This is a genomic window from Roseofilum sp. SBFL (genome assembly GCF_017746885.1).
Classification (GTDB): Bacteria; Cyanobacteriota; Cyanobacteriia; order Cyanobacteriales; family Desertifilaceae; genus Roseofilum.
Genome location: NZ_JAGHZH010000020.1, coordinates 1 through 15257 on the forward strand (window position 1 = coordinate 1; position 15257 = coordinate 15257).

16 protein-coding genes and 2 pseudogenes are annotated in these 15257 nt (G+C 45.3%); 12 read left to right on the top strand and 6 right to left on the bottom strand.

The genetic code is table 11. The annotated features are described in order from the left end of the window. Positions 1-108: 108 nt before the first annotated feature. Positions 109-270 (top strand): annotated as a pseudogene (locus J7545_RS01640) (IS4 family transposase); the annotation flags it as partial. Positions 271-395: 125 nt separating this feature from the next. Here J7545_RS01640 and J7545_RS01645 read toward each other — a convergent pair. Then, complete coding sequence (locus J7545_RS01645; protein ID WP_318719034.1) at positions 396-2036, bottom strand: phospholipase D-like domain-containing protein; 1641 nt, start codon at positions 2034-2036, stop codon at positions 396-398. Continuing rightward, positions 1993-2517 carry a phosphoribosyltransferase gene (locus tag J7545_RS01650; protein ID WP_318719035.1) on the bottom strand — a complete coding sequence of 175 codons (525 nt, stop codon included), beginning with the start codon at positions 2515-2517 and terminating at the stop codon, positions 1993-1995. Before J7545_RS01650 ends, J7545_RS01645 begins: the two co-directional genes overlap by 44 nt. 119 nt (positions 2518-2636) lie before the next feature. Here J7545_RS01650 and J7545_RS01655 point away from each other — a divergent pair, with 119 nt between their 5' ends. Beyond that, positions 2637-4034 carry an MFS transporter gene (locus tag J7545_RS01655; RefSeq protein WP_413039160.1) on the top strand — a complete coding sequence of 466 codons (1398 nt, stop codon included), beginning with the start codon at positions 2637-2639 and terminating at the stop codon, positions 4032-4034. A gap of 233 nt (positions 4035-4267) precedes the next feature. Continuing rightward, entirely contained in the window at positions 4268-4738 is a 471-nt protein-coding gene (locus tag J7545_RS01660; protein ID WP_318719038.1) for a DUF2656 family protein, read from the top strand. Here the strand turns inward: J7545_RS01660 and J7545_RS01665 are convergent. Further along, positions 4710-5822: a Gfo/Idh/MocA family oxidoreductase gene (locus J7545_RS01665; protein WP_318719039.1), complete on the bottom strand. Its 1113-nt coding sequence runs from the start codon at positions 5820-5822 to the stop codon at positions 4710-4712. The genes J7545_RS01660 and J7545_RS01665 overlap by 29 nt on opposite strands. A gap of 77 nt (positions 5823-5899) precedes the next feature. Here J7545_RS01665 and J7545_RS01670 point away from each other — a divergent pair, with 77 nt between their 5' ends. From J7545_RS01670 to J7545_RS01680, 3 genes are all read left to right on the top strand, one after another. After that, positions 5900-6460, top strand: coding sequence for an MBL fold metallo-hydrolase (locus J7545_RS01670; RefSeq protein WP_318719040.1), 561 nt, complete (start codon positions 5900-5902; stop codon positions 6458-6460). A 99-nt stretch (positions 6461-6559) separates the two neighbouring features. Then, on the top strand, positions 6560-7624 hold the full coding sequence (locus tag J7545_RS01675; protein ID WP_318719041.1) for a peptidoglycan-binding protein: 1065 nt from the start codon (positions 6560-6562) through the stop codon (positions 7622-7624). Next, positions 7608-8243 (top strand): hypothetical protein, encoded by a 636-nt coding sequence (locus J7545_RS01680; RefSeq protein ID WP_318719042.1) that lies wholly within the window; start codon positions 7608-7610, stop codon positions 8241-8243. Before J7545_RS01675 ends, J7545_RS01680 begins: the two co-directional genes overlap by 17 nt. 45 nt (positions 8244-8288) lie before the next feature. Here the strand turns inward: J7545_RS01680 and J7545_RS01685 are convergent, their stop codons facing one another. After that, positions 8289-9026 (bottom strand): phosphoadenylyl-sulfate reductase, encoded by a 738-nt coding sequence (locus J7545_RS01685; RefSeq protein ID WP_318719043.1) that lies wholly within the window; start codon positions 9024-9026, stop codon positions 8289-8291. A 153-nt stretch (positions 9027-9179) separates the two neighbouring features. Here J7545_RS01685 and J7545_RS01690 point away from each other — a divergent pair, with 153 nt between their 5' ends. From J7545_RS01690 to J7545_RS01700, 3 genes are all read left to right on the top strand, one after another. Then, positions 9180-9434 carry a glutaredoxin family protein gene (locus J7545_RS01690; protein ID WP_413039278.1) on the top strand — a complete coding sequence of 85 codons (255 nt, stop codon included), beginning with the start codon at positions 9180-9182 and terminating at the stop codon, positions 9432-9434. A gap of 260 nt (positions 9435-9694) precedes the next feature. Continuing rightward, on the top strand, positions 9695-10942 hold the full coding sequence (locus J7545_RS01695) for an FAD-dependent hydroxylase (RefSeq protein ID WP_318719045.1): 1248 nt from the start codon (positions 9695-9697) through the stop codon (positions 10940-10942). A 293-nt stretch (positions 10943-11235) separates the two neighbouring features. Continuing rightward, the gene (locus J7545_RS01700; protein WP_318719046.1) at positions 11236-11925 is read left to right on the top strand and encodes a THxN family PEP-CTERM protein; all 690 of its coding nucleotides are present in this window, start codon (positions 11236-11238) and stop codon (positions 11923-11925) included. 73 nt (positions 11926-11998) lie between these two features. Here the strand turns inward: J7545_RS01700 and J7545_RS01705 are convergent, their stop codons facing one another. Beyond that, positions 11999-12502: a DUF1772 domain-containing protein gene (locus tag J7545_RS01705; protein WP_413038740.1), complete on the bottom strand. Its 504-nt coding sequence runs from the start codon at positions 12500-12502 to the stop codon at positions 11999-12001. Between the two features lie 143 nt (positions 12503-12645). Here J7545_RS01705 and J7545_RS23865 point away from each other — a divergent pair, with 143 nt between their 5' ends. Together J7545_RS23865 and J7545_RS23870 are read left to right on the top strand one after the other, a co-directional pair. Beyond that, positions 12646-12717 carry a hypothetical protein gene (locus J7545_RS23865; RefSeq protein WP_413038742.1) on the top strand — a complete coding sequence of 24 codons (72 nt, stop codon included), beginning with the start codon at positions 12646-12648 and terminating at the stop codon, positions 12715-12717. Positions 12718-12761: 44 nt separating this feature from the next. Next, entirely contained in the window at positions 12762-12845 is an 84-nt protein-coding gene (locus J7545_RS23870) for a hypothetical protein (protein ID WP_413038743.1), read from the top strand. A gap of 33 nt (positions 12846-12878) precedes the next feature. Here J7545_RS23870 and J7545_RS01710 read toward each other — a convergent pair whose 3' ends face one another. Then, positions 12879-14603, bottom strand: a complete 1725-nt coding sequence (locus tag J7545_RS01710; protein ID WP_318719048.1) for an ATP-binding protein — start codon at positions 14601-14603, stop codon at positions 12879-12881. Positions 14604-14996: 393 nt separating this feature from the next. Here J7545_RS01710 and J7545_RS01715 point away from each other — a divergent pair. Continuing rightward, a pseudogene (locus J7545_RS01715) lies at positions 14997-15128 on the top strand (hypothetical protein); the annotation flags it as partial. Between the last annotated feature and the right edge of the window lie 129 nt (positions 15129-15257).

Sequence of the window (15257 nt, forward strand, 5' to 3'; positions counted from 1 at the left end):
ACCATAGCGAAACAAACTACGGGCATGGCGACCATGAGCTTCAATGATACGAATCGGCGTTTGACCCTGTCGCCAGATTCCGGCCTTCATCGTCGAGACAAATGAGAGCGTCTGTCTCAGCTTCTAGCTCTTTTAGCCCTGGCATTTGTCTCGACGATGAAGGCCGGAATCTGGCGACAGGGTCAAACGCCGATTCGTATCATTGAAGCTCATGGTCGCCATGCCCGTAGTTTGTTTCGCTATGGTTTTGACCTCCTGCGCCACTTTTTCATTGACCGACTTTTTCTTATTATTCAGCAAGCCCTAACTAGATTGGGAAAAGCATTGTTCATCGTTTCTCGCCTATTTTTAAGGCATTTCATGGGAATGCTCTCACATGAAACATCCCTGCTTTTTTACCAGGTCACTCGGCCTTCTAATTTTCTGAGTAAACTTGGCCCAATTCCTGACACTCGATCTAAATCTTCGAGGGACGTAAAGGGTTGCTGTTGACGGAAAGCAATAATGCGTTGCGCTAGGGTTTCTCCAATTCCGGGTAAGGCTTCTAATTCTGCTTGGGTAGCAGTATTGAGATTAACAAGTTTTCCGCGAATAGGGTTGTCAGTTTGAGCTTGGATTTGGGGACAGTCTTTCTGTTGACGGGCAAGTTGCTCAGAAATGCGCTCCGGAAGGTTAAGGTTGGCGCTGCGGTAAAGGCGCTGAAATTCGCGGTCAAAATGGGCGGCAACAGTAGGGTTGGTCAGGATAAGGACGGTTTCATCATTTTTATGATTGGCGGCTTTTGACCAATTTTGCGAGCCGGTAATGACTGTTTTTTGGTCAATGACGGCGAATTTGTGGTGTAGTTTGTCTCCAATGGGTAAATTGGGTGTGCCTACGGTAGTAATCTTGGCTCTCCAGGGGCGGTTGTCGGGTTCGGTTTTACATTGACGGGCGATCGCCAGCCCCAACATATCTAGACCTTCGCTATAGTATCGATAGGCAAAAGTGCGATCGATCAACGCCCGAACTTGAACGCCATTTTGATGTTGGATGTGCAAAATATTGGCTAAGGGTTGCTCTGAGAAAACGTAGAGTGCCATATCGACTGTGTTTTGAGCCGTTTTCAATGTTTTACCGATTAAACCATTGGGGCTGTTTGTCCATAACTCGGAGCCAGAAATGGGAGAAAATTGAACGGAGACTGGAGTATTTCCTACAACAAGACTTTCCGCAGAACGTAAGGGTTTTTGCAGTCCAAATTCAGGGTCTAAAATCCCTGAACTTCCCTCTCCCCAGAGAATATTAAATTCTTGGGTAAATTGCTCTGAAAGTTCGCGACTTTGTATGGTTAGCAAATGATTGGCATTGCCACGACTGTCTGGATTGTAGAAGTCTCCATGAATACCACTGGTGGTAAAATTAGCTGAACCAACAATCAGCCGAGAGTTATCAATCACCACAAATTTATGATGCATTAACCCACTGCCCTTCGATCCATCTGCCGTATCATCAATGACCGGAATTTTGGCATTGCGCAGGATAACGAGGGCATCTCTTTGGTTAATTTCATCGTTAGAAAGTTGACCATCTTGATTGATATCGGCAAGTTTCACAAATTCCCGATATCGGTTTTGATCGTCACGATCGAATTGGGCAATTTCGCGAGGTGTAAAATCGCTCCAAGGGCGCGAATAAGTATTTTCTAAGATAATCCTAATTTTGACCCCGGCTTTGGCTTGAGTAGCGAGAGCTTGGGCAAGTTGAGGGAGACGAAACTCTTGAACTGCGATATCTATGCTGGTTTGAGCTTGATTAATTTCTTCAATAATCACCGCTTCTAAGTTATCGCCTAATCGTGTAATCTGGCGATAGGGTTCCGTATAGCTGGAGGCTTCAGAAGCGTTAAAATAAACTTGAATAAACGGATCTTGAGGGAGAGGCTCAAGGGAGGTAATCTCTGGAGATTCGGGTTTACATCCAGCTAACAGAAGACTCAAGAGTAAGAGTAATTTACTGATATTTCGCCACCAGTTCCTCAAGGGGGGTTTGCTCATACACTTCAAAAGGTTGATGAATCCAGGGATTATCTGTCAAATAATCCATATAATAATCCGGCGCAAAGACCGAGCAAGATTTATACCATAATACGGCCGTGCGGATCTCATTGGGGCGATCGCCCTCCTGTTCTTGTTCTTGGTAATGTTTCAACCAAGTGATACTTTCTTGTAGGGAAATCCCGGAGTCCACCAAATCATCCACCAACAAAATTGGAAAACTTAAACCCTCAGTAGTCATGCTCAGATGCCGAGAAAACTGAATTTGACCCCGTGTCTGATAATCCGCGCCCGTGTAGGATGAAGCAGAAAGAATCGCTAAGGGTTTCCGATATAATCGACAGAGAATATCTCCCACGCGCAAACCGCCCTTAGCAATACAGACAATTTGATTAAATTCCCAACCCGATTGATAAATTTGGGCTGCCAATTGTTCAATCTTTTGGTGGTATTCTGACCAAGAAACAAATAAATCAGACATGACAGGTGTAGGGGAAGGGTATCAAGGGAGCATCATAGAATATTTATTCTCAGGGACTCCGAACCAGATGGAGACCCAATTATCCCATATTTATTGCGTACTTTCAGCATATCTTACTCATGACCTCTGAGAGCAAAGCATCGCTATCACCCTTGACCTGGCTACACAAACTATCCTATGGCATAGGAGATTTAGGCCCAGCCATTACTGCCAATCTCCTGGTTTTTATCTTTTTACCCTTCTTAACGGATGTAGCCGGTCTCAGTCCAGCCTTAGCCGGTCAAGTCTTAATGATTGGTAAAATCTGGGATGCCATTAACGATCCTATCATTGGCTTTTTAAGCGATCGCACCCAATCTCGATGGGGAAGACGACATTCTTGGATGATTTGGGGTGCGATTCCCTTTGGCCTCTTTTTCTTCCTCTGTTGGATTGTCCCCCCCTTCGGGGAATGGGGCACTTTTTGGTACTACGTCGTTGTGAGCATCTTATTCAATCTGGGCTACACCATGGTGAACTTGCCCTATGTCGCGCTCACCGCTGAACTAACCCCAGATTATAATGAACGCACAACCCTGAATGGATTTCGCTTCACCTTCTCCATTGGTGGTAGTATCTTTTCCTTAATGTTAGGATTAGTCCTCTCCTTACTCATCAAAGATCCGCAACTCCAACATCTAGTACTTGCTGCTTTAGCGACTATATTATCGGTAATTCCCATCTATTTATCGGTTTGGGGCACGCGGCAACCCGTAAAACGCTTAGAACAACAAAGACAAGCCACCCATACTGAAGTCTCTCTTCCCCTAGTCGATCAAGTCAAGATTGCTTTTAGCAATACGCCCTTTTTATTCGTCATGGGGATTTATTTATCCTCCTGGTTAGCCATTCAAGTGACAGCCACCGTGCTTAAATATTATGTGGTGAGTTGGATGGGATTACCTGATTCTCTCTTTTTCCTGGCAGCTTTAGGAGTACAAGGAACAGCTCTAGTGATGCTCTCTGTGTGGAGTCAAGTCAGTTACCGTTTAGGTAAAAAAGCCGTTTATTATCTTGGTGGTGGGTTTTGGCTGATCGCTGAATTGGGGTTATTCTTGCTCCAACCCGGTCAAGTGGGCTTAATGTTCTTGTTAGCGATTATTGCCGGAGTTGGAGTGTCTGTGGGTTATTTAATTCCGTGGTCAATGCTCCCTGATGTAATCGATCTCGATGAATTGAAAACGGGTCAACGTCGGGAGGGAATTTTCTATTCCTTCATGCTGGTTTTACAAAAAATGGGGCTTGCCCTGGGTTTAGCATTGGTGGGACAGATTTTGGAGTGGTCGGGATATCAATCGGCGATCGCCGGATCGACCCCTTCTATCCAACCGGATTCTGCCCTATTAGCGATTCGTTTGTGTATTACCCTGCTTCCCCTTGCCTGTGTGGTACTGGGGGCAATCTTAGCGTACTTCTACCCCATTACTCGAACAGTTCATCAAGAGATTGTACTCAAGTTGGAACAGAATCGAAAATAAGAGCTAAAGCCCGACAACAATTTAGAACATCTCTATTAATTGCTCTTTCGAGCAATTAATGAGATAAAAAATCCCACATTTTCCCCAAAAAATGGGATTTCACACCTTAAAAATAGGCAATAAATTATGGGCAATATTTTGATTTTAATCCCCTACATAGAAGCGCCCTTGATTGTTAACCCGCCTTGTTCTATACTCTGGAGCGAAAAGTCTCAAACTCAAGGGTGATAATCATGGATCTCGATCGCCGGCAAGGCCGAATGCTCCTCGCTCATAATTTTGCTTTAACCGATGCGATCGTCCCCGAAATCTCCCGGGAAGCATTTGCCGCTATTTTTCTAGAAGGATTGGGCGATCGCGCCGATATCAAAGGTCGTGCTTTAACTCACGCTCATTGGATGGTTGAAATTCTCTTTGACTCGGAACAATTAGAACCCCAACAAGTGGGCGAAATCTGCGCTGCAATTCTCGCGGAAACTCGCAAAGAACAGAAAGTATCCGCAAAGAGTTCTTATGATATCCTGGTGCTCGCCGGACAGAAACAAACGCCTGCCACCCGTTCCGATCCCGACACGTTGAAAACAGGTGAATGGGGGGTTGATGTCGTTGAAACCGAATCAATTCCGGATTTTCTCACCTCAATCGGTTGGCAGGAAGAAAACAATCACAAACCCACTATTTTTCGCGTTGAAGTTCGGATATAACCTCGACCCAGTTATTCGTGGTATGGGATTGATGGGTTAAGTCCATCAACAGTTGGGAGTATACCCCTTCTCGTAGGGTGGGAACGGTGGGTTGCTCCGGATAGTTTTCGATGCTCTCTACCCAAGCATCAACGACGCGCATAAAAGCGGCAATCCGTCCATCAGGATAGGTTTGGGGAAATTCTAGCCGTTGGGGAATCTCCAGTTGGCTCAGGGATTCGCCAAATTTGGCTCCTTGTAGGGTAAACCCATAGATATAGTCTTTTTGATTGGAACTCCCCAGAATTAAGGTAGCGCGATCGCCATAAACTTCCACCCAATGCCCCCGTCCTTGATATGCAACCGAACTGAGCGACACTTGACACGGCGTACCATCAGCCAGTTCCAGCATCAATAAACAGGTATCATCCGCGTCAACTGGTTTGAGTTCCCCTGTCGTTGGATCTCGGCGTTGGGAAATCGCAGTACTCAAACGAGCCGATAGCCGCTTGATGTCTCCAAATAGCCAAGCAATATAGTCAAAAGCATGGGAACCGATCGCCCCTAATACTCCCCCCCCTTTCTCTTTTTGAGAATACCAATTCCAAGCACGGTTGGGATCGGAGCGAGAAGGAACCAACCAATCAATTTTAATGAACCGTTTTTCACCCACATAACGATCGGCCAGAAGTTCTTGAAACCTTTGCCAGGCAGGGACAAAGCGAAATTCAAAATCCATCGCCGCCACGACTCCTTGCGATTGAGCCAATTGGTACAGGTCTTGGGCAGAATCAACGGAAAGCGTCGTCGGTTTTTCCAGTAATAAATGTTTTTTGGCATTGAGAACCGTTTTCGCCATCTCGTAGTGCAGGAAAGGCGGGGTAGAAATACTAACGGCCTCTACGTCTGGTAAATTGGCGATCGCCTCCACCATATCCACAGCATGGGGAATGTGATGTTGAGCGGCAATTTTCTGAGCAGTGGCTAGATCGTGATGATACACTGCCACCACTTGAGTCCGATGGTGATGCTCAAAAGCAGGAATATGGACTTTTTGACCAAATCCTGTGCCCACAATGCCGATACCAACAGGAGACTGATTCATAGAATGTGAAAGATTACATCTTATCTGGATTATAAGGCAATAGGGAATGAGAGAATGGGAGACTGGATCGCCCGGTTTTGTTCCTCCATCCCCAGGCGATCGCCCCAAAATATAGTCCCAGAGGTAATATAGGCTTGCTTGACTCCAAGCAACTTTTAGCCAATTGTGGCGATCGCATCGTCTGGACTGAAAACCCCACAGAACTTTGTCCGGGAGTCTATGCAACCGGAACCATCCCTCGTACCCATCCCCTAGAAAATACGGGGGGATTATTTTGGCAAGATTCTGAACGCAGTCAGGTTGATCCCCTTTGGGACGATCAAGCCTTATATCTCTATAGTACTGAAGGTTTAGTGGTACTGTTCGGTTGTGCCCATGCTGGGGTAATTAATACCCTGAATTATATTGCCCAGATTACCGCAATCGAGCAGGTTTATGCCGTCATGGGGGGAATGCATCTATTAAACGCCGATGAGCAGCGCTTGCAAGCAACAGTAGACACCCTCAAGCACTATCAGGTGCAACGCATTGGCGCGAATCATTGTACCGGAATGAAAGCGACGAGCCTTTTGTGGCATCATTTAGGAGATCGCTGTTTAGATGCTCATGTGGGGACTCAATGGTTTTTTGGCGAATAATGACGATTACCAATTACCAATTACCGATTACCCATCATTTTTAATGGGAATCCTGATATTTTTGAAAGGAGATCACAACTACACCCACCCAAACTGATTATGGCCAGCAACAAGCCCATTTTACAAAAAGGTGACGGCATCTATTACCCCGACCTCAAAGAACCGGTCAAATACCTGCAAAACTTGCTCAAGGAAGCAGGGATATTCCAATCGACCGATCCGATTGATGGTCTCTTTGGTTCAGGCACAGAACAGGCAGTCAAAGCATTCCAGGCGAAGAAAGGCTTAAGAGCGGATGGCTTTGTCGGGCCAAACACCTGGACAGCTTTAGAGTCAGCCACCCCAAAAAAACTGCGCTATCCCGTATTACGGAAAGGAGACGGGATTACATTCACAGACTTAAAGGATGAGGTGAAAATCCTGCAAGAATTGCTGAAAAAGGCCCAGATGTTACCGGCTGATTCTTCCCTAGATGGTCTATTTGGCAATGATACTGAATCGGCGCTCAAACAATTCCAGAGAGCTAACAATCTCGTCGATGATGGGGTAGCCGGACAAAAAACCTGGTCTGCCTTATCGGATGAAGAGGTAGAAACCTATTTACCCTATGGCAATTTACTGTTGTCCATCGATCTCGATAAGGTGATTTACTCTATTCCTTATCCCGATGTGCGATCGTATGCGTGGGATTCGATTCCCTTGATTATTCGGGAAGCTGAGGCGGCTAATGTGACCGATAAGGGACAGATTGCTTATATTTTGGCCACTGCCGAGCATGAATCTCGGTTAGGTAAATGGATGGAAGAGTTTGCCAGTGGCTGGGCTTATGAATATCGCTCAGATTTGGGCAATACTCAGTATGGAGATGGACCTCGTTATAAGGGACGAGGGTTTGTGCAAATTACGGGACGGCGCAATTATACGGATTGGTCAAATCGGTTAGGAATTGATTTGGTGGGCAATCCGAGTTTGGCCAAAGATTGGGAGATTGCCGCGAGAATTCTGGTGATTGGAATGCGCGATGGAACGTTTACAGGATATCGGTTGGGCCATTTTATTGCTGGGTCAACTCGAGAGTTTCGTGGCGCTCGGCGGATTATTAATGGTTTAGATCGTGCCGGACTGATTGGGGCGATCGCAGAAGAGTATGGCAGAGTTCTGTAGCGTCTATCGCGATCGTTCTATGAATACATTTAGATTAGCTCCTGTCAAGTGGATGGCTCTTTTGATGGTCGTCACTCTTGCTGCGTGTCAAGATGCCCCCGTTTCCCGCTCTTCCGCTTCTTCTGGAGTGTCAACATCTCAGGAATTTTCTGGGGGAGCCACTCCCCCAGTTCTGACGGCTGAGGCTAAACTTCCTCATGGGGTGTTTGCGCCAATTTTATCGGAGTTGGACAAGAAGACTCAGCTAACGGTTCTTTTACCCAGTTGGCTTCCTGAAGAGAAGGAAACTTCTCCAGTGTTTGCTATCCCTACAGAAGTTTCTGCTTCTGAATATCAAGTTTTGCTGGCCTTTAGTGCGGATTGTAATGGTGGAACTGCTTGCCGTTGGGGAGAAGTGTCTGGTCAAATGGGGCCGTTGACAGCTCCAGAAGGAGGAGAATCGATTACTCTGGCACAAGGAATTAAAGGTTATTTTGTTCCCGCTACTTGTGGGGCTAATTGTTCCGATGCTGTGGTGATGTGGGAACAAGCTGAAGGACACTATCGTGTGGGCTTGAAAGCTGGAGATAAGGAAGAGTTAATCGAGATGGCAAATTCAGCGATCGCCACCACTCCCTAGACTTGAAGGAAGAGCGATCGCCGATCATCATGAAGATAGAACCCATTAAAACCGAATCCCACATTCGGTTTTATGACTACCTCTCCATCGCTTGAGCGTTTCATCTTCTACCGGTTTGGGAATTAAGGAGGTGGTTGGCCGATCGCTAATGTAGGGATAACCTTGGTCATGGAGGGGGTTGTACCTCACTTCATGTTCGTAGACATAAGCCCAAGTTTCCCGTCCGCGCCAGTAGGCGAGAGGATTAATTTTCAGCCGTCCCATGGGATCGAGTTCTAGGACATTGATGTGATGATGGCTCGTCATTTGATCGCGTCGTCTTCCCGTCAAATAGGCGATCGCTCCTAAATCTTTGAGTCCTTGTTCTAGGGGTTCGCGACGGGTTAGAGTCACAAATCGTTCTAAGTCACTTTGCCATAGGGCTTTACCATAGGACTTTTCAAACGCTTTGCGTGTCGCCATCTTCGCCATTGTATAGACCTTCAGCTCTAGGTCATAGCAGGGTTCTATCTCTGAAATAAACGCTAGAGTTTCGGGAAAATGATACAACGTATCGACAAACAGTACCGGAATTTTCTGCTCTGGACACAGATAGCGATACAGCATATCTGTAATCACCATATCATCTACGTTAAAAATACTTGCTTGTACTAAACCCGTAGGAAAGTTCTGCAAGCACCAACCGATGATATGTAAAGGATGGGTATGGCTGAATCGGCGATTAAGTTCCTGTAAGTCGAGGTTAGTGTGAACTTGGCCTAAAGTTGCAGTCAGATTGGTCATGAAGACTGAATACCCTTTATGATGTGACCTCCATTCTTTAGTTTACCTTAAGATTGTGCCCATAGGTTTTTGATTTGTCCTGTGACTTTCTGCTAGGGAAACAGAACGTTAAGTGAGATAATCACAGGGTAATGGGTTGTGAAATTGCCGATCATGCGCTTAATCTTATACAGTAAGCCCGAATGTCATCTCTGTGAGGGATTACAAGAAAAGCTCGAACAAATACAGAGCATTGCCTTTGAGTTAGAAGTTAGGGACATTACCACCAATGACACTTGGTGGCAAGCCTATGAATATGAAATACCCGTTTTAGTGCTTGATAGCAATCCTCCTCAGCGCTTACCCCGTCTCTCTCCAAGGGGAACGGTTGCCCAACTCGAGAAGATGTTGCAGCGCTTTGCTCTGTAGAAGGAGACTGTTTTAAGGGAATGATTTTACTATTCGAGTGATGAAAATACGGAGAAATGGGAACGCCGAGAATGGGATGACTCTATGGATGCTCAATCCTAAAAAATCATTCTCTTAGTCAGGGAGTCAGCAGTGGGGAGTTCGATCTCTACCTTGCTCAGAAGAGAACTTCGCGTCACAATAACCAGAAGAGAATCAGTGTATGAATGTCAAGCTTACCTGACTTCAAGTCCATTGAGGAAATCATTTTTAATTGAGTTATGACCATTGCAGCACCCCTGACAGCTCAACCGACTATTCACCCTTACCCAAACTACAAAACCGATATCGCTATTGTGGGTGTAGGAATTGTGGGAGCCACGTTAGCTTGTGTCTTAAAAGACTCTGGCTTAAACATTACCCTGATTGAGGCTCAACCCCAAGAGAAAGCCGCATCTAAGCGCCAAGCCTATGCCCTTACATTGATGTCTGGGAAGATTTTTGAACGATTAGGGGTTTGGCAAGAAATTCTGCCTCAAATCGTCACGTTTAACCAGATTCAGATATCTGATGCCAATCAGTGGGTAGTGAATTTAACGCCAGATGATTTAGGTATGGATCGTCTGGGTTATGTGGGAGAACATCGGGTCATTTTAACCGCGTTGCAACGGCAGATTAATCAATCCAATCAGATTCAATGGGTATGCCCAGGACAGGTGCAAGAAATCAGATATTTTGACAATTTTGCTCAGGTTTGGGTCAACTCAGCCGAACATTCGGAACCGGTGGTGATTGAGAGTCGGTTAGTCGTGGCTACTGATGGCGCAAAATCGCCCATTCGCCAAGCGGCAGAAATTTCGACCCAAGGATGGCGGTATTGGCAATCTTGCGTTGCGACAACCATCAAAACAGAAAAACCTCACAATAATGTGGCTTTTGAACGGTTTTGGTATACCGGCCCTATGGGGGTTTTACCCTTGCCAGGAAATCGGGTACAGGTGGTTTGGACGGCTCCCCACGAACAAGCAGAAGCGCTGCAACAGTTAGATGAGGCTGAGTTTTTGCGTCTTTTAGAATATCGGATCGATGGTATTTTGGGACGGCTAGAACTTGATGGCCCTCGGTTGGTGTTTCCGGTAAAATTAATGCAGTGCGATCGCTATGTCGGTCATCGTCTTGCCCTAGCTGGCGATGCGGCCCATTGTTGCCATCCCGTAGGAGGACAAGGACTGAATTTAGGCATTCGTGATGCGGCTGCGTTAGCTGAAATTATTAAAAATTCCCATACTCAAAACAAAGATATCGGCAACTTAGAGAACCTCAAACCCTATCAACAGTGGCGCAAACCTCAAAATTGGATGATTCTCGGTTTTACCGATTTCTTAGACCGGACATTTTCCACCGACTGGTTCCCCGTAGTCTGGACGCGCCGTTTAGGACTACTCTTCTTACAGAAGTTTCGTATCGGTCGCACTCTTTCTCTCAGATTAATGACTGGTTTAATGGGACGCGCTCCAGAGGTCAATTAAGTCAATTAATCATTAATATCAAATCCGGTTAAACAGTTGTCATTGCCACCGCAGGGAAGTAATCCCCAAGATTACCGAGATGGAAAAGATTGCTTCATTTCGCTCCGCTCCACTCGCGCTTCGTGCATACTTCGTAAACGCAATGACATACTATAACTAATTATTCATGTTTGATATAAAAATGATAAAAAAATCATGTTGATTCAACACTTCTGTAATAAAAATGATAGAATCCCCTTAATCAATCAATGGAGTCATTAATGAAACCTATACACGTACAATTACTAAGATCAATGACTATTGCTCTTGTCATTGGTTTTGCACCAGTATCAAACGCTGCCTCTCTGAACACTAGCGGCACTTGGACGAATGTTCTTGCGACTGATAGCGGATCAATTACCGGTGCAGGAACAAATCAGCTCAGTTGGGGCACTCCAGCATCAGGAAGCGGCAGCGGCCAAAGCGGGTATAGGTTTACAGGGGTTACGGATAATATAGAAGTCAGCGATTTAGTTGGTAGTGATTTTTTAGTAGGGACATTTACTCATTTTAACTTTCCGATTACCGGGACATCATTAGATGAAGCCACTTTGAATATTAACTTCGCTTTAGGATCAGCCAGTAGCACGTTTTCGTTTTTGTTCGATCATTTTGAAACCCCTAATAATGCGAATCCTTGTGCTGCTGGAGGTGAGGGTTCCTGCCCCGATCTAGTCAGCTTTCCTAATGCTACCTCTCAAGAAATAATTACCCTTTATGGAGTCAATTACAATTTAACTCTAAGCGGTTTCTCGGAAGATGGTGGCGAGAATATTGTTGACAGTTTCTTAACTCTAGAAGCTATAGAAAATTCGGCAGGATTGTATGCAACTCTCACAGCAATCGAAGATCCCAATCCCGTCCCAGAACCCGCTTCAACAATGGCGTTGTTGACTCTGGGAATTTTAGGTTTTGGCTGCACGTTAAAAAACAAGATTCGTTAAATAGTTATACTCTAACTTGACTGTTTTTTGCTTGAGAAAATGGGTAGGGTAGGGCAGTGCCCACCCTACAGCTTCAAAGTTGGAAAAGTACAAGGATTAACAAAGCAGATACAAAACAAGCTAAAGGTGTCCGGGTTAAGTTCCATTGATTCCAACGAGGTTCAAAATCTAGACGCGCAGACTCGTGCATCGCTTCATCCATCCGATCGACATTCAAAGCTTGGAGTTGTTTATTTAAGGGGATGTTAATCGTAAAAGTCGGTAACTGGACACCCAAAAGATAAGTCAGCAAAGCGAGAACGATCAGCCCTTCGTCAACTCCATCCAATTGTCCAAGACTAAGAAGACTCGAAGCTACTAAAAAGATAATCGAACCGAGCCAAAGAAAGACAAAAATCGGCTGATTATTTTGGATAATGCCATCAATGACCTGAAACGCTCGAATAAATTCCCGGTCGTTTAATTGTTTTATCCCTGGCATAACAACTATTGCAAAAGCCAATAGAAATCCAGCGACCAGAGAACACAAAAATGTAGCGACAAGCAATATAATTGGGAAAAGACCTTCTATTGACATGGAAAACACTCCTACACTTCGTGCTGGTAATTATAGCAGTGAATCAGTTGGTTAGGAGTTAGATTGGAGTTTAAGGCACTCTAGCAATAGAAAATATTCTAAGTGAATAGACCAAAGACGATCGAGATGATGATGAAGTTAAAGTGCAACTTGTTTTTGATACAATTCACGATTATTATCAGTGGATGAATATAGGTTGGCAAGGGTTGAAGTGAATTGATACTGCATTATTCATATTGATATTAAGAAGGGTAAAATTTTGATTCATAAAAACCTCACTGAACTTAATCCGGCTCAAGATTTGGTAGACATGGGTATACCGCGAGAAGACATTTATAATTGAACCTGGAAAGTGACAGAAAACGATCGCCAAACCTTAATCGATACTTCGTCCATTAAACACTTGGGGCGCTTCTCTTTTGGCTGGAGGGGCAACGCTGGCTTGTCGTTGTTGTTGCTGGTCTTTTTGAAAGTAATCTTGCCACAGTTGGGGAGCGTTGAGGGTGTCGCCTCCATGACGGGTGAGACGTTGGCGAATGCGACAGAGGACGGGAGTATTTACACAAGCTCCAGCGATAATAGCTTGACCTTTGGTGAGGGCAGGAAGTTCGTTGAGCAGGTCTCGTCCGGCTGCTTCTACTCCATGTTTGAGGCTGTCTTGGTCTACAGGGTTGATAATGCGGAGTAGAAATTGGCTCATGCATTGGGAGAGTACGTCGGAGTCGAGTTTACCGGGGCGTTGGGTAATCAGTCCGACTCCTAAACCAAATTTACGCCCTTCACTGAGGATGGTTCGCAGCATGGCTTTACAGCGTGAGGGTTCGTGGGCAGGGGCGAAGCGATGAGCTTCTTCGAGGAGAATGAAGACGGGGAAGGGAAGATAGTTGTCATCGTCGGGGAGGAGGTTTTGTTTTTGGGTGTTCATCCGCGCTTGATAGCTTTGGCGTAGAAGAGCGGCGCAGATGACTTGTTGTTCTTCTTGGGGGATTTCGTTCATTTGCAGAACAGTGACTTGACCGGGTTCAAAGAGGTTTTGGGGGGTGAGGTGTTTGTAGGCGTGGAAATGGGGCGATCGCTCTAACCGTTCGAGTTTCCATACAAGAGCAGGTGCTGAACTTCCGACTTTTTCGTTGCCTTCATCATCAATTTGCAGATCGGCTTCAAAAACAGCCGCGATCAGGTCTTGGACATCCCAGCGATATTCAGCGTTTTTGTGTTTTTTGAGGATATTAAAGGCTTTGCTGAGGATGGACTGTTGGCGATCGCTCATAGTCGGCAACAGCATCAAAATATCGTAGTAATCCAAGGATGACAGGCGGATATGCACATCTTCTGGCAGCAGAATTTTCACCTGGGGACTATAGCCATCTTCGCCGTGAAAGGCGGAATGTCCTTGTAAGTCCGCTAAAGTTCCATACTCTCCGTGGGGGTCGAAAATTAAGACGGGGGCGCGGTTGTGGGGGGCGAGAAATTCTTCAATCAGTACCCCAGCCGTATAGGATTTTCCGGAACCCGTGCCCGCGAGAATGGCTAAGTGGGTACTGACCAATTCTTTGACATCTAAAACGACGGGCACATTGCCTCCAGGACGCAGGAGAATCGATCCCATGTGGGCGCTACCCATTTCTCCTTGCTGTTTGCGGTTAATGATGGACTGCAAGAAGCGATCGCTCGCTAACATCACCTTTGCTCCTGGATCGGGAGACTGGCGAGGATTAAGAAAGCCTAGGTTCCGGTGAAAATACCCAATTACGTCTACAGTCACCTCGTAGAGTTCGGGGGTTTTGTCCGTAAATCCGACTAAGGCAGCGATCGCCTCTGGACTGGTTTCTGGGTCAGCAAATATGCGATCTGGAAAGTGATCGATAAGACTTATGTTAGAGATTTTGCCCAGAATTTTTTGATTCTGATCGCCTGAAATCAAAGAATAATAAACAAATTCTCCAATTTTCACTTGACGATTATTCGTTGTAATAAATACATATTGATTCCCTGTTTCGCCTGGGCCTTTGACCGTTCCAATTATTTGAGTTGAAGAGGTCACCGAGCGGATCTCAGGTGCAGTGTTTCGAGAGGGCAGGGAGTCTTGTACGCTGGTCATAGCCTAGCCTAGGTTTACTTCTTAAGAAAACATTAAAAGAGAACTAAGTTTGGGTGCAAGTTCTAATCAACCGCTTACGGTTTTAAGAAAGTTTGCGGAATTCTCGGATTTCTTGCGGTAGAAGATTATTGTAACCTGGAGTTGAGATTTCTCCAGAAGAAATCCGAGTCAATGGATTCAAAGATTGGAGCGAGTTTCAACCATTTGATTTCCACTATTGGAGTCTCTACTTGAATGGAAGCTAAATACTTCTTCCTTTTTTAACTGAACTATTCACGAATCTGGGGGTACAGGACTGATGGAACTGAAGGCTTTGAAAACTAACAATACTACAGATTCAACTTGTACCCTTCCCGTTGACTTAGCCAATTATAAACTAGGCTACACTCTCCTTTAACCAGTATGAGCTTGGCAATCCAGATGTTGCGTCAACCGGAAATTTCACCCGATCGCCAACAAAAATATCTGGAGATTTTGGAGAGCCAATGCCAACAGGAAATTCATCTGATCGATCAGAAGTGTTGAATTTCGACATAAAACTTTACATTTAACTAAACAAGAGTCTCTGGGAGCCAATCATAGCTCCAATGGATGAGGGAGCATTTTTGACTTAATTTAAGTTGCAAATAACGAAATTTATCTAGTAATGTATTC